Genomic DNA, 17,836 nt, shown 5'->3' with positions numbered 1-17,836 from the left:
TTTCTCTATTATGTTTTATTATAATTGAATAGTTTTTCTATATTGTACAGTCCTTCTTTCGTTCCCTATAATAAAGCTGCGCTTCACAGCAAAACTGTTCGACGGCCGATTCGAATGCGCTTGCATGAAAAAGGAGGAAGGAAAATGTCCGAGACAAACAACGCAAAGGTGAACAAGGGCGGCATGTACGCTGTTTTGTTCGTCGCATACGCCATGGTGAACTTTCACCGCTACGCCACCAGCATGACGGCTTCTATTCTCGCAACCGACCTTGCGCTCGACGCAGGCCAAGTCGCTCTTTACATCGGGGTGTACACATGGTGCAACGCCATCATGCAGCTGCCTGCCGGCCTCATCACGGACCGCATCAGCGCGCGCAAGCTGCTGAGTGTGATCTATCTGCTGGCGGGAGGCGGCCTTCTGCTGATGGCCTATTCGAAAAGCTTTCCGCTCATCCTCGTGGGCCGCGGCATCCTAACGGCCGCAGTGGCCTGTGTGTTCAACGTCTGCAGCCGCCATATCGCCTCCTGGGAGAGCGCCGACAACTATAAGCGTGTGAACAGCATGTTTATGACGGCCGGAAAGATCGGCGGCCTCGTCGCGACCACGCCGCTCGTGCTGCTCATCGGCGGCATCGGCTGGAACAACACGTTCGGCCTCATTGCAGCCGCCTCTATCCTCGTGGCCGCGGGCGCATGGATATTTGTACGCGACCGGCAGGGGGCGCTGCAGAAGAAGGCCGTCTCTCCGCTGGCTTCTGTCAAGCACCTCGCCCGGACGGGCGGCTTCTGGCTCTATTGCTTCGCAGGCGCGCTGGTGGGCATGACGGTTCCCATGGTATTCTCGGCGTGGGGCGGCACGTTTCTTGTGCAGGGGCTCGGGGTAGATCCCGTCGTCAGCAGCAATATCTTAATGGTGGGCAATATCGCCTCGTGCATCGGCGGTGTGACCATCGCGCTCGTGTGCAAAAAGATTCCCGCAAAACCGCTTGTCGTCATCTCCTACATCGTCATCTCTGCCTGCGTGGCACTGCTGGCCGTCTTCACCACCCAGCTTTCAACGATTGCTTATGCCGTCATTTTTGTCATTATGGGCTTTACCTTCTATACCTCCACCACTTCGGTCTATGCCCTTATGCGTGAGATGTGCGGTGTAAAATTTATCGGCGGGTTTATGGGCGCTTCCAATTTCATCTCGTGGCTCGTAGGCAATGCACTGGTCTCCACCATCTGGGGGCTGTTTATCCCGGCCGACTTCAGCATCGCGGGCTTCCGCAACGCGCTGTTCTTCCAGCTCGCCATCTCCATCGTCGGCCTCATCGGTTTCATCGCACTCAAGCCGGGCATGCTCAAAGGTTGCTCGGACAAGGATATCGCTGCACTGGAGGCCGCACTGGAGACACAGAAGGCGGCGGACTGAATCAAGGCTAAACCGCCGGAAGAATGGGAGCTGTAAACATGAACAGACGTACCAGGGCAGAGATATTGGAGAGCCTTCGGGAAAAGGAACGCAACCGTGCGCTCATCCTTGGAACAGGGGCCGGGACCGGCCTCTCCGCCGTGGCGGAGGAAAAGGGCGGCGCCGACCTCATCATCGCCTACGCGACGGGCCGATACCGCATGGCGGGGCGCAGCTCCATGACGGGACGCTTCGCCTTCGGCGACGCGAACGCCGAGACCGTGCGCATGGCGGCTGAGCTGCGGCCGCTTGTTCGGCACGCCCCACTCATCGCAGGCGTGTTCGCGCAGGACCCTTTCCGTGATATGGACGCCTTTCTGGACGAGCTTACAGCGCTGGGCTACGAAGGAGTGCAGAATATCCCGGGTATGGGCGGGCAGGAAATTATGGAGGGCGCGGGATGTGCGGCCGCACTGGAGGCGGTCGGATACGGCTTTGCCCGCGAGGCAGAGCTTGTGCGCAAAGCACACCGGCGGGGCCTGCTTACAACGCCCTACTGCTCCCGCCCGGATCACCTGAAGCTTCTCGTAGAGGCCGGCGCGGATGTGCTGGTGCTGCATATGGGGCTCACAGGGCGCGAGAGCGACCACAGCATGGTCATCACACCGCTGGAGCGCTGCGCCGAGCGCATCAACGCCTTGAGCCAGCTTGCGAAAGAACTGGACCCCCACGTGATCGTACTGTGCCACGGCGGCCCCATTGTGAGCACAGTGGAAATGCGGTATCTGATGCAGCGCTGCCCCCGGCTGGCGGGGTTTTACGGCGCATCCACCATCGAGCGCATCCCGGTGGAGCAGGCGCTGATGCAGAGCGTGCGGGCGTTTGGGGCGCTTACCCTCAGCTCAAAAAGGAGAGTTTGAATATGAGATCATTTACAAGAGGCGAAGTATTGTGTGCGCTGCGCGCTGGACTGGCCGAAGGGCGCCCCATCCTCGGTGTGTGCGCGGGCATCGGTCTCACGGCTAAATGTGCCGAGAGAGCCGGCGCAGACCTTATCTTTGTCAACAATACCGGCCGGTTCCGCATGTCCGGGCGCAATGGGCTCCTCGCAAAATTTTCGTTCGGCGACGCAAACGCCGTCACCGAGGAGATGGGTACAGAAATCCTGCCGGTGCTTGCCCACACGCCCGCCGTGGCGGGTGTGTTCGCTCAGGATCCCTTTAAACGCATGGATATGGTGCTGGAAAACCTAAAACGCTGGGGGTTCGCGGGTGTGCAGAACAGCCCCGGGATGGGGATGATGAGGCCCGCCATGGCCAAGAACCTGGAGGCCGGCGGTCTTGGCTTTTCCAAGGAGATTGAGCTTGTGGAGACAGCGCGCAGTATGGATCTTCTCACGGCTCCCTTCTGTTATGATGCCGAACAGGCCCTGCGCTTGGCACAGGCAGGCGCGGACATTCTCCTGCTGAACCTGGGCTTGACGGCGGGAAATGACGACGGCGTCGAGGTGCCGCCGCTCGGTGCGTGCATCGAGGAAATGCGTGCGATACTCGCGCCCGCAAAGGATGCACGCCCGGACGTGCTCATCATGTGCCACGGCGGACCTCTTGCCACGCCGGAGGATGTGCAGCGCGTGTACGACGCCATCCCGGAGATGGACGGTTATCTGGGCGGCTCCTCCATCGAACGCATCCCCGTGGAGCGGGCCATCATCAACGTCATCCGTGATTTCAAGCAGATCGCCGTGGAAAAACAGGAGGAGCCCGTATGAAGAGCATCGCTGTTTTGGGTGCGTTCGACACGAAGGGTGCAGAGTTAGCCTATCTCATCGACTGCATCCATGCGCTCGCACCGCTGGCGGACGTGATCTCAGTGGACGTGAGCGCGCGCGCCCATGAGGCCGTATTCTCCGCCACTATCCCGAACGTGGAGGTAGCTCGTCGGGGCGGCGGAACGTTGGCGGCCCTCTCATCGGGCGACAGGCTGGAGGCTGTCACCGTGATGATTGAGGGCGCGAAACGGTGTATTCAAGATCTGTATAGCACAGGCCGTATCAGCGGCGCCATCACACTGGGCGGCGGTTCCGGCACAGTGCTGGGCATGCAGGCTCTGCGGCAGCTGCCCGTCGGTTTTCCCAAGGTCATGGTCTCCACCATCGCAGCCAGCGCCACAACGGGGAGGCTGTGGCAGGGCACCGATATTCTCGTCATGAATTCGGTGGTGGATATCGCCGGCCTCAACAGCATTTCGCGCGCGGTGTTCCGGACCGCCGCCGGCGCGGTCACAGGCGCCGCACAACTGGGGCCGGCACCCACGCCGAAAAAGGAAAAACCCGTCGTGGCCGCTACGATGTACGGTATGACGACGCCCGGTGTGGAGGCCGCGAAGGCCTGGCTCGAGACAAACGGCTATGAGGTACTGGTATTCCATGCCAACGGCGCGGGTGGGCAGACTATGGAGGAATTAATCCGCGGCGGCGGCATCGACGGTGTGCTGGACCTCACCACCACCGAGTGGGCCGACACCCTGTGCGGGGGCGTATGTGCCGCCGGACCCGACCGCCTCGACGCCGCCGCGCAAGGCGGCGTGCCGCAGGTGGTGAGCGTAGGTGCCCTGGACATGGTGAATATCAACGAAAGACCGGTGCGCTTTTCCCACCGCCTGTTCCACGGCGGCGAAACAAGCAGCCTCATGCGCACGACGCCCGAGGAGAACCGGCGCCTGGGCACGATTATCGCCGACAAATTGAATGCGTGCACGGCCCCGTGCGCACTGCTCCTGCCCCTGCACGGCGTATCGCAAATCGACCGCGAGGGCGGCCCCTTCTGGGACCCGGCGGCCGATGACGCATTATTCAGCGCCATCCGTGCCGCGCTGGTATCGCCGCTTGTGGAACTGCAGGAGTTGCCGCTGCATATCAATGACCCGGCGTTCGGAAAAGCCGCGGCGAAGAAGCTACACGCGCTCATCACGGCGGGAAAGGAGCACCGCACAGCATGTATATGACAAGAGAAGAAGTGCTCGGACGGCTGCGGGCAACGCTGCGCAAAGGGCAACCCATCGTGGGCACAGGCGCAGGCATCGGCCTTGCGGCGCACGCCGAGGAACGGGGCGGCGCCGACCTCATCATCGTCTATGGCACGGGCAAGTACCGCATGGCTGGGCGCAGCTCCATGGCTGGGCGATTCGCCTTCGGCAATGCGAACGATCTGGTGCTCAAGATGGCACAGGAAGTCATGCCCGTGGCGCCCCATACGCCAGTCCTGGCAGGCGTATTCATTCAAGATCCCTTCCGCGACATGATGGGGTTTATAGAACAGCTCAAGCAGGCGGGCTACAGCGGCGTGCAGAACGTACCCGGTATGGGCGGGATGGACCAGATGGAGGGTGCGCGCACTGTGACATCCCTGGATGCCGCAGGCATCGGCATGGCGATGGAACTGGCGTTCCTGCGGGCCGCAAAGGACCGCGGCATGGTCACGACACCATACGCATACAACCTCACGCAGGCCGTCCAGCTGGCTGCAAACGGTTCGGATATGTTGTGCCTGCATGTTGGCCTCACGACAAAAGGCCTCACGGCAGCCCAGGTGGCGCCGCCGATCGAGCGGTGCGCCCAGATGCTCAACAGCTGGATTGAGGCAATCCGTTCCGAGAATCCCGATACCATCATCCTCTGCCACGGCGGCCCCATCGCAGAACCGCAGGATTTTTCATACATCATGCGTCATGTGGAGGGCATTTCCGGCTTCTACGGCGCGTCGTCAATCGAGCGCATCCCGGTGGAAAGAGCACTGGTGGATGCCACGTCCCGGTTCCGCACGCTGCATATCGCGCCCCGCCCGGATGCCGTGTAGCAGTCCGCGTGCGTCCGGCACCAAAAACAACAAAACGGAACGCAGTATCTTCCTTTTTCTATTCCACAAAAAGTGCGTCTTTGCAGAAGATGAACTCACCGGGCCCCGAAGGACCCCTGCGCCGCATCGCTCATAAAACAGCAAACCCCCCCTTCTCGTTTCTTTTTATGCTCCCCGCACGTTCTGAAAAAAGCGGCCGTCTCATGACGGCGAACCAAAACATGCATGGTGCACCGCCTTTTCAGAGCCACGATTCTTTCCGATCTTAAGCGAACCCTCCGGTGCGGCGCTGAATAAAGCGCCACATCGGAGGGTTTCATAAAACTTCAGGTTTCTTTACCCCCTGCCCCGTTGTGTCTCCACAATTTCATTTTTGCTGCAGTTTGGAATTACAGCCATCGCGCAACGATACCCGCAGCGGACAAGGGACAACACGCCTGCCAGCGGCCAAAATCAGCGCTGACGGCGTTATTGCCTTCGGCGGGCGCCGCCCGGCAAGGGGGATAACGCAGCCGGCGGACCTATTGGTCCCGAAAAACCGTATTGTCCCTTATCCTCCGGGGGCGGCGTATGATAAGAGACCGATTGACAGGACCTCTCACAGCTTCCCATCAACCACCCTCGTTCCCACCCTCCTTCAGGAAAACGCTGCTGCAGCTCGTCTTGCGGCGGGAGACGCGCTGTGGTATGCTTTGATTGACATCCTGTTTTGGGAGGAATGTGCCATGGACCGGATCGTTCCAGGCCCGTATCCCTATGATCCTGCGCTGTCTGCGCCGCCGCCGCCGCGGGACTACCGGCGCCCCGGGGAAGCATTGCGCCGGAAGCTGGTTCGCCGCCGGGAGCATGCCCAGGTGCACTCCTGGCGGCCACCGGAGGGGGTGGCGGTCCACCGCTTCGTCTACCCCGGCGCGGACAGGGCGGCCATTTCGTGCTGGAGCGTAGCGGCGGGCGAGGCCGCCGAGCGCCGCCCCGGTGTGCTCTACTTCCACGGAGGCGCCTTTCTGTTCGCCCTGGAGCCTATGATGCTGGAAAATGCCGCCTGGTTTGCCGCCGCGCTGGGCGTACGGGTCTTCCTGCCGGAATACCGGCTGGCCCCGGAGCACCCTTTCCCCACGCCCCTGCTGGATTGTTTCCGGCTGCTGCAATTTCTGTCCGCCGGGAACGCCCCCTGCGCCGTGGACCCGGACCGTCTCCTTCTCTACGGCGAGAGCGCCGGAGGCTGTCTGGCCGCCGGAACTGCGCTGCTCGCCCGGGATGGGGGCGGCCCGCCCCTCCGGGGGCAGGCCCTGATCTATCCCGTCCTGGACCGGACCATGGCCTGTCCCTCTCACCGGCTCTTCCCGGCGGCCCCTTGGCCGCCCTCCGCCAACCGCCAGGCGTGGGAGCTCTATCTGCGCCGCGGCGCGGGAGACATGGCCGCTTACGCTTCCCCGCTGTCCGCCCAGGACTTGTCCCGGCTTCCGCCCGCCTATGTGGAGTCCCAGGAATTTGATATCCTCCGGGACGAGGCCGAAGCCTATGTCCGCAGGCTCCGAAGCGCCGGAGTGGCTGCGCAGCTCTGGCGGGTCCCCGGCTCCTACCACGGCTTTGACGCCGACCGGGACAGTCCCCTCGTCCGTCAGGCGCTGGAACGCCGGGTCAGGGCCATGGCGGCCATGCTGGATCTCTGAACGGGCCTTCTTTTACGAAAACGGTTTACTTTTATCCGAAAATGTGATAAGGTAAAAAGACCAAGGGAGGGAGGAGATGGAGAAGCCTATGACCATCAAGGATATTGCCCGGATTGCCGGAGTTTCCCCTGCCACCGTCTCCCGCGTGATCAACAACAACCCTGCCGGAGTGAGCCGGGAGACCCGCGCACACATCCAGCAGATCGTACAGACCTACGGCTACCAGCCCAACAACGTAGCCCGCAGCATGATCACAAAGCGCTCCAATACCATCGGCGTGGTGGTGCCCGACATCGTAAACCAGTTCTACACCCTGCTGCTCAAGGGTGTGGAGGACATGGCCGCCTCCCGCGGCTACAGCGTGGTGCTCTGCAACTCCAACAACAACGAGGACAAGGAGCTGCGCAACCTCAGCTATCTGCGGGACAACTACGTAGCGGGCATCATCTACAACAACTACCGCATGAGCGAGCGCACCGCCAACCTGATCCGGAGCAGCCGGGTGCCTCTGATCTTTGTGGACAACTGGGGCGATCCCATCGACGGCATCTGCGTGCGCATCAACCATCAGCACGGCATGGCGGCAATGGCCAACTATCTGCTGGACATGGGGCACCGCGCCTTTGCCTATCTGGCCGGACCGGAGGGGGTCTTCTCCGCCGATATGCGCCGCCGGGGCTTTCTGGACGCGCTGGAGGAGCGGGGCATCCCTTTCGCCCCTAGGGGCGTTTTGCAGCACTGCGCCTATTCGGAGGAGGCAGGATATGAGGCGGCCAAGCAGCTGCTGGATGAAAAGCGCTCCATCACCTGCTTTGTCTGTGCCAACGACCTGATCGCCTACGGGGTGATCCGCCTGCTCAACGAACGCGGCCTGCGGGTGCCCGACGACTGCTCGGTCACCGGCTTCGACGACATTCCCTTTTCCCGCCTGCTCAACCCCGGGCTGACCACGATTTACAACCCGGTGCAGCAGCTGGGGCGCTCCGCCGCCCAGCTGCTCATCGACCACATCGAAGGCGCCCCCCCGCCGCCGCAGCGGGAGCTTCTGTTTGACACCCATTTGGTGCGGCGGGCTTCCGTCAAATTTCTTCCGCTCTAAAAGAAAACGTTTTCTCTTTTTTCGTTGACTTCTGCAGTGCAGTGTGCTATTCTGATCCTGCGAGCAGAACATAAATCGCTCTCTTTGGAACTGGAACTAAAACGTTTTATCTCTGAACCAATTATTTTATGGAGGTGTCAAAATGAAAAAGCTTGTCTCTTTGCTCCTGGCCGGTCTAACGCTCTTCTCCCTTGCCTCCTGCTCCGGCGGCGGAAGCGGAACGGCCGCACCCCAGAACTCCGGCACGGGGGAGGGCGGCGCGGTCCGCACCCTGACCGTGGCCAACTGGCAGGGCTACGGCTCCGATGCGGAGTACGCCGTCCAGGCCTTTGAGGAGGCCAACAACTGCAAGGTGGTCCATCAGTATTTCGATTCCGAAGAGGCCCTGCTGAACATGCTCCGCCAGGGCGGCCTGGGGCAGATCGACGTGGTGCTGCCCAACATGGCCTATGTGGCCATCGGCAAGCGCGAGAACCTGTTCCAGCCCATCGACGTGAGCCGGCTGGAGAATTATAGCGACCTGCGGGAGGACATCCGCGATGTGGAGGATGTGAAGGACGCCGACGGCAACATCCTCGGGGTGCCCTGGACCTGGGGCACTACCTCCCTGGGCTATAACCCGGACGCCATCTCGGACACGGTGGATTCCTGGGGCATCCTGTGGGACCCTGCTTATCAGAACAAGATCGCCTTCTTCGACGACCACACCACCGCGGTGATGATCGCCGCCACCTACGCCGGGGAAGATCCCTACGATCCCGACCTGGACGTGGTGAAGGATACCCTGCTCTCTCTGAAAGCCAACTGTAAGCTCTTCTGGAGCAGCTATGACTCCTTTGCCAAGCCCTATTCCGCCGGCGAAGTGGTCGCCGGCAGCGTCTGGTCCGGTGCCGCCACCCAGCTCAACGCCACCGGCCAGAAGATGACCTATGTCTATCCCAAGGAGGGTACCATCGCCTGGGTGGACTATTGGGCCATTCCCAAGGACGCGCCCAACGAGGATCTGGCCTACAAGTGGATCGACTGGATGACCTCTCAGCAGTTCCAGTCCACCTATGCCGCCGATCTGGAGATGCAGCCCCCCATCCCCTCCAACACCAAGGTGCTGGACAGTCTCTCCGGCGATGTGAAGGCCGCCCTGTACGTCGACAACGGCCTGCCGGAGAAGCTGGTGTTCCAGAAAGAGATCCCGGAGGAGACCAACCAGGCCTGGCTGGACCTGTGGAACGAGGTCAAGGCCTCCTGAGCACGCGATCATCAACGGGGGAGACGGATCCGCGCAGCCGTCTCCCCCGTCTTGTTTCATCACTCTGAGAAGGGCGGAACGCGCATGACGAAATCCAAACTTTCTACCTGGCTGCTCATGCTGCCCAGCACCGGGATGCTGGCTCTGCTGGTGGTGGCGCCGCTGGCTGTGCTGGTCTTTGCCAGCCTGATCCAGGGAAACAACCTGGCCCTGGATGCGGCGCTGAGTCTGGGCAATTACGCCACCATTTTGGAAAAGGGGCTCTTTTTTCCGCTGATGGGCAAATCCCTGGCCATGGCGGGCAGCGTCACCGCGGCCTGCATCCTGCTGGCCTACCCTACCGCCTACGGCCTGGCCAAATGCGTGGGCGAAAAGCACCGCAACCTGCTGGTGGTACTCATCATCATCCCCTTTTTCACCTCCCAGCTGCTGCTGATCTACTCCATGATGGTCCTGCTGCAGGCCAACGGCCCTGTCATGAGCCTGCTGGGCCTGTTCGGCCGGAACGCCTCCACCTCCATCCTGTACACCAATTTTGCGGTGTTCCTGATCCTGCTGTATGAATTTCTGCCCTATATGGTGCTGTGTCTTTATTCCTCCATGTGCAAGATCGAGGATAACCAGCTCTACGCCGCCCAGGTCATGGGCGCGGGCAAGGCGCGGCGGTTCCTGGACGTGATCTTCCCGCTCTCCTCCCCCGGTCTGCTCTCCGGCATCATCATCGTCTTCGTCCCGGCGGCGGGCAGCTTTGTAGAGGCCAATCTGGCCGGCGGCACCAACGGGATGCTGATCGGCTCCTATATCGACACCAACTTCTCCGTATCGCTGAACATCGGCCGGGGCTGCGCCCTGTGCGTGCTGTTCCTGCTGGTCCTGTGCGTCATCACGCTTATCATCAACGCCGTTATCCGCGGCGTGGCAGGGAGGCGGCTATGAAAAAACGGTATCCCTTCATCCGGGCGGTCATGATCGTGGTGTACGCATTTATCTTCCTGCCCATCTTCATCGTCGCGCTCATGAGCTTCAATGCCTCCCAGTACGGCACCTTTCCTTTCGTATTCTCCACCAAGTGGTACGTCCGCCTGTTCACAGGGGCCAGCCTGGGGGGCGCCACCTGGCTTTCCATCTGGTTTTCCCTGCTGGTGACCCTCACCATGGTGGTGGTGGGCGTCATGACCAGCCTGGGGCTCAAACGCTCCAACGCCAAATTTGCCAAGGTGTTCTCCGCCCTGCTGAACATGGGCGTCATCATCCCCTGGCTGGTGCTGGGCGTGGCGCTGCTGATGATCTTCAATTTCATCGGCCTGGGCCGGTCCTATCTGGGCATGTATCTGGGCAACAGCATCTGCGTGCTGCCCTATGTGGTACTGCTGGTCTACCCGGCCCTGTGCGAGCTCAACGACAACCTGGAGTTCGCCGCCCGCGCCATGGGGGCGAGCCCCCTGCGTGCCTTCTTCACCGTGGTGCTGCCCGGCATTTTCCCCGCCGTGGCCGCCGGGGGCCTGATGGCCTTTATGGTCTGCTTCAATAATTTCGTCATCCAGTACTATCTGGCCCCCTTCGGCGTGCGTACCCTGCCCCTGGAGATCTACAACATGGTCCGTGTGGGCTATAAGCCGGACATCAACGCCCTGGCCACCATTATGGTGCTGGTCTCCACGGCGCTGGTCTATCTGGTGAACAAGCTGGGTTACGGCAGCAAGAGGTCTCTGCTATGAGCGGGGCGGCGCTTCTGGTCATCGACATGCAGCGGGTCTACGCGCCCGGCGGCGCGTGGGCCACGCCGGGCTTTGACCGGGCCGAGGCCAATATCCTGCGCCTGTGCCGGCGCTATCCCAGGCGTCTGTTTACCCGGCACCTGCCCTTTTCCGATCCCCCCGGCACCTGGAAGCGCTACAACGCGGAGTTTGCCGGGATCAACCGGGATCCGGAGTGCGCCCGCCTGATCCCCGCTCTGGAAGCGCTCGACCACCTTTCCTTTGAAAAGCAGACCTATTCCGCCCTCTCCAGCGGCGCTCTGCGCGCCCACCTGCTGGCGGCGGATTACGCTGAGATCCTGATGACCGGCGTCCAGAGCGAATTCTGCGTCCTGGCCACCCTGATGGACGCGGTAGACCTGGGCCTGCCCGTTACCCTGGTATGGGACGCCTGCGCCGGCTCCAGCCCCGCGCTGGACGCCGCCCTGCACGATATCGCCGCCCTGATGCCCTGTCAGGTACGGCTTGCAACGACGGAGGAAGTACTCAATGGCTGATTTGAAGATCGTGGACGTGCGAAAAAGCTACGGAAAAAAGGAAGTGCTCAAGGGGGTATCGCTCACCGCCGGAACCGGGGAATTCCTGGCTCTGCTGGGCCCCTCCGGCTGCGGCAAGACCACCCTGCTGAATACCATCAGCGGCATCGTCCGGCAGGACGCGGGTCAGGTGCTGGTGGACGGCCGGGACATCAGCCACTCTCCCATCGAGAAGCGCAACATCGGCGTGGTGTTCCAAAATTACGCCCTGTTCGCCCATATGAACGTATTTGAAAACGTGGCCTACCCCCTGCGCCTGAAAAAGGTCCCCAAGGCGGAGCTGCAGCAGCGGGTCGGCCAGGCCCTGGAGACCGTGCGGCTGGACGGCTACGCGCCCCGGCGCATCGCTCAGCTCTCCGGCGGCGAGCAGCAGCGGGTGGCTCTGGCCCGGGCCATCGTCTACCGGCCGGACATCCTGCTGCTGGACGAGCCGCTCTCGGCCCTGGACCGGAAGATCCGGGAGCAGATGCAGATCGAAGTACGCCGTATCCAGCGGGAGATCGGCATCACCACCGTCTTTGTCACCCACGACCAGGGGGAGGCGCTCTCCATGGCCGACCGGGTGCTGTTGATGCACGGCGGGCAGATCATCGAAGACAATACCCCCGCCGAGGTGTACCTCCACCCCAAATCCGCCTTTGCCGCCGACTTTATCGGGGCCTCCAACGTGCTGGAGGGCCGCTACGAACACGGCCGGGTGAACGCCGGTGGGCTGGCCCTGCCCGTGGGCGAGCAGGCCGTCTCCGACGGCGCCCGGGTGCGCGCGCTTATCAAGGAGGAGAACCTGGCCCTCCTCCCCCCGGGCCAGGGGGATCTGAGCGCCCGGATCCAGGACAAACTGTTTTTGGGCCAGTCCATCCGCATCACGCTGCGCTGCGGGGAGCGCAGCCTGTTCGCCCTGGTCCCCGCCCGGGAAGCCGAACCGCTCACCGTGGGCTCCGACGTGGACCTGCGGGTCATGGGCGCGTCGGTGTTCGCTTTGTAACCCCCCGGCCGTCCCCGCGGGGCTGTCCAATCAAACACCGCGTGCGTGCGCGGTAAGGAGGGCATTATGTTTCAAATTTCAAGGGAAAAATACTTTAATACCTGGAGCGCCAAAAGTCCGGCGGCCATGATGTTTCTGCCTGCCCGGCTGTCCGTGTCTCTGGGGGCGTACAGCTTTTCCAGCGGCGCCTACACCAGCTTCCCCTTCAGCGAACACATCAAGCTCTATGAGCACGACGCCGACGGCCGCTACTGCCGTCTGACCGCCGAGCACAACGGCACGGTACTCCAGCTGGAATACTGGAAGAGCGACCCCTGGACCGTCCGGGGCCGGGTGAGCACCCTGGCCAACGGGGAATGGGGCCTGCGCTTTTTGCCCGTGCTCACCGTCGGGTTCGAGGGGGACGGCTGCGTCTCCCGCGCGCCGGACGGAAGCGTCGCCATGGCCCTGCGCAGCTACCGCTTTGCGGTGGCGCTGAAGGACCGCCCCATCCGGGAGTGCCTGACCGACGACGAGGGCTACGTGGGCCGCCGCATGGAAGAGCTGGGCTATTACGCCCCTCTGGAAGACGCTCCCCGGCCCAAGTACCGCAGCTTCCTCTATAACCTGGAGGAGACCCCGGTCATCGACTTCGCCCTGTGCGCAGCCAATGGGGATGCCGGCGCCCGCGCGGGGGCGGAAGCCGCCCTGGCGCTGGAGCAGGACGCGCTGGACGCCATCCGCGCCCGGGCGGGAGAAGCCCTGCAGCAGGAGGGCCGCTTCGGCTGCTGCGCGGAGGCCCTGCGGGACGTGATGGCCTGGAACACCTTGGCCGACTTCAAAAACGGCCGGGTGCTCACCTCCCTCACCCGTTTCTGGATCGATAAGAAGTTCGGCGGCTGGTTCCTCTGGCTGGACGACGTGCTCTACCACGCCCTCTGCGCCGCCTGGTCCGGCGATTGGGCCACCGCCCGCTGCAACATCTGCGCCAGCATGGAGAACGCCGTCCCCGCCGGGAACCTGGCCTGCCTCATGTCGGAGTTTACCGAGTGGGTGGACCGCTCCCAGCCGCCCATCTTCGGCTATATCGTACTGAAATACTATGAGCTGACCCACGACCTTTCCCTGGTACGCCAGGTGTTCCCCACCCTGCACCGGGCGCATCTGTGGTGGTTTGAGCACCGGGACGGCAACGGCAACGGCGTGCTGGAGTACGGCAGCTCCCCCGACTGCGGGGACGGCCATTTCAAGCGCACCAAGCTGGCCGCCAAGGACGAGGCCGCCATGGACAACAGCCCCATGTACGACAGCGCCCGCTTCGTGCCTGAGGCAGACACCCTTAACATGGAGGACGTGGCCCTCAACAGCCTGCTGGCGCTGGAGGGAGAGTCCCTGGCCAAGCTGGCCCGGGCGCTGGGGGACGCGGATACGGCCCGGACGCTGAGCGCCCAGACCGACGCCTTCAAGCGCCGCATCGACGAGCGGCTCTGGGACGAGGAGCGGGGACTTTACGCCAACCGCCACTGGGAAAACGGCTTTGTCAGCCCCTCCCCCACCAGCTTCTATCCCCTGGTGGCCGGCATTCCAACTCCGGAGCGGGCGCGCCGTCTGGTGGAGCACATCTTCGACGAGAGCGAATTCTGGACGGCGGCTCCCCTGCCCTCCATCTGGCAGAAGGACCCCGCGGTCCGGGACGACGTGTACTGGCGGGGGCGCATGTGGCCGCCGCTGAACTTCTTCACCTACCTGGGCCTCAAGCGCTACGGCTTCCAGGAGGAAGCCCACCGCCTTGCGCAGCGCAGCGCCCAGGTCTTCGCCCGAGCCTGGGAGGAGGAACGGGCCTGCTATGAGAATTACAACACCTTCACCGGCGTGGGGAAGAGCGTGGACGCCGACCCCTTCTACGGCTGGGGCGCTCTGCTGCCCCTGATGTGGGTGCTGGAATTTGTAGACACCGACCCCGACGGCGGTCTGAGCTTCGGCTCGATCTCCGGAGAGGCGATGCAGCTGCGCCACCTGCGCACCTATCTGGGCCAGATGGAGCTGCGCCTGGGCGACGCCGCGCAGGTGGACCTGGACGGCCGGACCGTCTTCCGTTCCAACGCCCGGGGACGCTTCTCCGGCTTCCTCTATGAAAGCCACTACGCGCAGCTCACCGTCCCGGCCCAACCGGAGGAGTCCTGGGTGGAATTCCCGGCCGCCGAACCGGTGTCTGTCTGCGTGAATGGAGCGGCCGTCCCTCCCGCCGCCCGCCTCTCCCTCCCGGCGGGACGCGCCGCCCGCATCCAGCTCTGGTACTGAGGGGGGACGCCGGATGAAGGTACTGTGCGTCGGCTCTCTCAATTTGGATTATACCTATCAGGTGGACCACTTCGTCCGCCCCGGCGAGACCCTGGCCGCCCGGGCGCGGAGCGTCCATTGCGGCGGCAAGGGGCTGAACCAGTCCATCGCCGCCGCCAAGGCCGGCCTGCAGGTCTGGCACGCCGGTCTGGTGGGGACGGGCGGCGCGCCGCTCCTGGACGCGCTGCAGCGCTACGGGGTGGATACCGGCCTGATCCGCGCCCTGGACCAGCCCTGCGGGCACACCGTCATCCAGGTGACGGAAGCCGGGGAAAACTGCATTCTCCTCTACGGCGGCACCAACACCTGCCTGACCGAGTCTTTTGTGGATGAGACGCTCTGCCGTTTTGCACCGGGGGATGTACTGCTCCTGCAAAACGAGGTCAACGGCATCCCCTACCTGATCCGGCAGGCGGTTCGCCGGGGCCTGCGGGTGGCCTTCAACGCCGCCCCCATAGCGCCGGAGGTGGCGGATTACCCGCTGGAACTGCTCTCCTGGCTGGTCATCAACGAGGGGGAGGGCGCCGCCCTGGCGGGAACCCAGGCGCCCGCGGACATTCTGGACCGTCTGGCCCAGCGCTGCCCCGATACCCAGCTGCTGCTCACGCTGGGCGCCGGGGGCTCCGTCTGCCGCGCCGGCGGGGAGACCTGGTCCTGCGGCGTTTTTCCGGTGCGTCCGGTGGACACCACCGCAGCGGGGGACACCTTTCTGGGCTACTATCTGGGCGCGCTGCTCGCCGGCGCTCCCATACCGGAAGCCCTCCGGCTCTCCTCCGCCGCCAGCGCCCTGTGCATCCAGCGCCGGGGCGCGGCCGACGCCATTCCCCTGCTGGAGGAGGTCCGCGCCGCCCTGGCCGCGGGCAGCCTGGGGGAAATGGGGAAAGGAGCTTCTTTATGAAAAAAGGCAAGCTGCTCCACAGCGCGCTTTCCCATGAGATCGCCAAGCTGGGACACACCCAGACCTTGGTCCTGGGCGACGCGGGGCTTCCCATCCCGCCCGAGACCCGGCGGATCGATCTGGCCGTCACACAGGGCGTTCCCGCGCTCCTGTCCGTGCTGGACGCCGTGTTGTCCGAGCTGGCCGTGCAGAAGATCACGCTGGCCGAGGAGATCAAGACGGCCAGCCCGGAAATGGACCGTTCCATTCGCAGCCGCTTTCCGGGCACGCAGATCTGCTACGTCCCTCACGAGGCGTTCAAAGCCCTGCTTCCTCAGGCCGCCTGCGTGGTGCGCACCGGGGAGACCACTTCCTATGCCAACGTGATCCTGGAGTCCGGCGTCACCTTTTAGCGTCGGTCCTCCAGCCTTCGGAACGGCTGGCAGCGGGAGATCTTTGCCGGACAAACAGCTTCCCGCCGCAAGCCTGCCGGATTCCCGGGGAAACCCAGGCCGTCCGGGCAAAAAAGACCCGCTGCCCCGGCGCTTGTAATACTGTTTCTTAATAAAAAAGTTTAGCAAGCCTTTTTATTGCGGCGTATGATGCCGCAGCGCCTGTGGCGCAAGCAACAGTATTGACGACATTCCTGGCGGCTACGCCGCCGAGCCACATTCTGTGGCCTCCATAAAACGGTTCAACCGTTTTATGGAGAATTGGTATAAGATTGGGATACAGACCCTGGGGCTTGCGGCGCCGTTCCATCCGCATTATAATAGGGGTTCCCGGCCATAGCCGGGGACCCCTCAGCTTTTTCCACAGGCGCCTTGCCGCTTTGCCGGCGGCGCCCCCCATTCCTATGATGAAAGAGGATCCCGATGAACGAAAAAGAAATCGCAGAGCTGCGCCGCCGTTTCCGGCCGGAGAAGACCAGCATCACGCACATCCGCGGCTGCTGTGTCAACGAAAACCGGGAGATCGTCTCCCAATTTGACCAGTCCCTGGCCCTCCTGTCCCAGGAGGAAAGCGAAAAATTTCTCTCCCTTCTCCGCAAGACGCTCTCCGGCGGCATAGGCAAAAACCTGGTGGACATCACCTTTACCACCCAGCAGGTGGCGGACAGTCCGGAGCACAGGCTCCTCATGGCCCTGCGCAGCTCCGCCCTGAAGGACGAGCAGGCGGTGCAGACCTTTTTCCAGCAGGTGATCGGCAGCCTGTCGCTGGAGGGCAATTACCTGATCCTGCTGGCCCGGGACGCCTACGACGTACCTTACCGTTCCCGGGACGGGGAACGGCAGGACGACGCCTCCGCCGAGGTCTTCTCCTACCTTTTGTGCGCGGTGTGCCCCGTCAAGCAGACCAAGCCGGGCCTGAGCTACCATATCCGGGAAAACGAGTTCTGCACGCCGGCGCCGGACTGGCTGGTCTCCGCCCCTGAGCTGGGCTTTCTCTTTCCCGCCTTTGACGAGCGCACCACCAACCTGTATAACGCGCTGTACTACACGCGGGACACCGCGGAAAATCACCCGGAGGTCGTGGACGCGCTCTTCCGCAGCCCCATCCCCATGCCCGCCTCCGCCCAGAAAGAGACGTTCCAGTCCCTGCTGGGCGATACGCTTGGAGCGGATTGCAGCCTGGAGGTGGTGCAGGCCGTGCAGGAGCAGCTGTGCCAGCTCATTCAGGAGCACAAGGAATGCAGGCAGGCCGAGCCGCTGACCCTGTCCAAGGGCACGGTAACGTGCGTGCTCCGGTCCTGCGGCGTATCAGACCGCCACGCGGAGTCCTTCGACGGAAAGTATGACGAGGCCTTCGGCCCGGACGCCGCCCTGAGCCCCGGCAATCTGGTGGACACCAGGCAGCTGGAGCTGCGCACCCCGGACGTGACCATCCGGGTCAGCGCCGAACGGGGCGATCTGGTAGACACCCGCGTCATCGACGGAGTCAAGTACATCCTCATTCGCGCCGACGAGGGCGTACAGGTCAACGGCGTCAACGTACAGATCTCCTGACCGCCTGCGCGCTTCGCCCTTCCATGCAAAACGGCCCGCGCCCCGAATCAAAGGGGGTGCGGGCCGCTTTCGCCGGGTCTGCG

At 63.2% G+C, this 17,836-nt stretch carries 16 protein-coding genes; all 16 read left to right on the top strand.

Features of this window, described 5'->3' with window-relative positions; genetic code table 11:
• The first annotated feature begins 144 nt into the window (after positions 1-144).
• The 16 genes from MR825_RS08100 to MR825_RS08025 all read left to right on the top strand — a co-directional run bounded on the left by MR825_RS08100 (position 145) and on the right by MR825_RS08025 (position 17,753).
• The gene (locus tag MR825_RS08100; protein ID WP_186906850.1) at positions 145-1,419 is read left to right on the top strand and encodes an MFS transporter; all 1,275 of its coding nucleotides are present in this window, start codon (positions 145-147) and stop codon (positions 1,417-1,419) included.
• Between the two features lie 38 nt (positions 1,420-1,457).
• Entirely contained in the window at positions 1,458-2,318 is an 861-nt protein-coding gene (locus tag MR825_RS08095; protein ID WP_186906851.1) for a phosphoenolpyruvate hydrolase family protein, read from the top strand.
• Between the two features lie 29 nt (positions 2,319-2,347).
• Positions 2,348-3,169 carry a phosphoenolpyruvate hydrolase family protein gene (locus MR825_RS08090; protein WP_287880053.1) on the top strand — a complete coding sequence of 274 codons (822 nt, stop codon included), beginning with the start codon at positions 2,348-2,350 and terminating at the stop codon, positions 3,167-3,169.
• Positions 3,166-4,404 carry a Tm-1-like ATP-binding domain-containing protein gene (locus tag MR825_RS08085; protein ID WP_287880050.1) on the top strand — a complete coding sequence of 413 codons (1,239 nt, stop codon included), beginning with the start codon at positions 3,166-3,168 and terminating at the stop codon, positions 4,402-4,404. Before MR825_RS08090 ends, MR825_RS08085 begins: the two co-directional genes overlap by 4 nt.
• Positions 4,395-5,255 (top strand): phosphoenolpyruvate hydrolase family protein, encoded by an 861-nt coding sequence (locus MR825_RS08080; protein ID WP_287880047.1) that lies wholly within the window; start codon positions 4,395-4,397, stop codon positions 5,253-5,255. Before MR825_RS08085 ends, MR825_RS08080 begins: the two co-directional genes overlap by 10 nt.
• Positions 5,256-5,980: 725 nt before the next feature.
• The gene (locus tag MR825_RS08075; protein ID WP_287880045.1) at positions 5,981-6,928 is read left to right on the top strand and encodes an alpha/beta hydrolase; all 948 of its coding nucleotides are present in this window, start codon (positions 5,981-5,983) and stop codon (positions 6,926-6,928) included.
• 76 nt (positions 6,929-7,004) lie between these two features.
• Positions 7,005-8,027 (top strand): LacI family DNA-binding transcriptional regulator, encoded by a 1,023-nt coding sequence (locus MR825_RS08070; protein WP_287880042.1) that lies wholly within the window; start codon positions 7,005-7,007, stop codon positions 8,025-8,027.
• Positions 8,028-8,169: 142 nt separating this feature from the next.
• Positions 8,170-9,273 carry an ABC transporter substrate-binding protein gene (locus MR825_RS08065; protein ID WP_287880040.1) on the top strand — a complete coding sequence of 368 codons (1,104 nt, stop codon included), beginning with the start codon at positions 8,170-8,172 and terminating at the stop codon, positions 9,271-9,273.
• A gap of 84 nt (positions 9,274-9,357) precedes the next feature.
• Positions 9,358-10,209, top strand: a complete 852-nt coding sequence (locus MR825_RS08060) for an ABC transporter permease (RefSeq protein WP_186906857.1) — start codon at positions 9,358-9,360, stop codon at positions 10,207-10,209.
• The gene (locus tag MR825_RS08055) at positions 10,206-10,991 is read left to right on the top strand and encodes an ABC transporter permease (RefSeq protein WP_186906858.1); all 786 of its coding nucleotides are present in this window, start codon (positions 10,206-10,208) and stop codon (positions 10,989-10,991) included. Before MR825_RS08060 ends, MR825_RS08055 begins: the two co-directional genes overlap by 4 nt.
• Positions 10,988-11,527: a cysteine hydrolase family protein gene (locus MR825_RS08050; protein ID WP_287880036.1), complete on the top strand. Its 540-nt coding sequence runs from the start codon at positions 10,988-10,990 to the stop codon at positions 11,525-11,527. Before MR825_RS08055 ends, MR825_RS08050 begins: the two co-directional genes overlap by 4 nt.
• Positions 11,520-12,551, top strand: a complete 1,032-nt coding sequence (locus MR825_RS08045) for an ABC transporter ATP-binding protein (protein WP_287880033.1) — start codon at positions 11,520-11,522, stop codon at positions 12,549-12,551. Before MR825_RS08050 ends, MR825_RS08045 begins: the two co-directional genes overlap by 8 nt.
• Positions 12,552-12,617: 66 nt before the next feature.
• Positions 12,618-14,831, top strand: a complete 2,214-nt coding sequence (locus tag MR825_RS08040) for an amylo-alpha-1,6-glucosidase (RefSeq protein ID WP_287880030.1) — start codon at positions 12,618-12,620, stop codon at positions 14,829-14,831.
• A 13-nt stretch (positions 14,832-14,844) separates the two neighbouring features.
• The gene (locus MR825_RS08035; protein WP_287880028.1) at positions 14,845-15,768 is read left to right on the top strand and encodes a ribokinase; all 924 of its coding nucleotides are present in this window, start codon (positions 14,845-14,847) and stop codon (positions 15,766-15,768) included.
• Complete coding sequence (gene rbsD, locus MR825_RS08030) at positions 15,765-16,160, top strand: D-ribose pyranase (RefSeq protein WP_186906863.1); 396 nt, start codon at positions 15,765-15,767, stop codon at positions 16,158-16,160. Before MR825_RS08035 ends, rbsD begins: the two co-directional genes overlap by 4 nt.
• Before the next feature lie 462 nt (positions 16,161-16,622).
• Positions 16,623-17,753: a DUF4317 domain-containing protein gene (locus tag MR825_RS08025; protein WP_287880025.1), complete on the top strand. Its 1,131-nt coding sequence runs from the start codon at positions 16,623-16,625 to the stop codon at positions 17,751-17,753.
• Positions 17,754-17,836: the final 83 nt, after the last annotated feature.

Source organism: Lawsonibacter sp. (genome assembly GCF_022777125.1).
In the GTDB taxonomy this organism is placed as follows: Bacteria; Bacillota; Clostridia; order Oscillospirales; family Oscillospiraceae; genus Lawsonibacter_A; species Lawsonibacter_A hominis.
The sequence above is the reverse complement of the archived record's forward strand: the minus strand, read 5'-3'. Positions and strand labels throughout refer to the sequence as shown.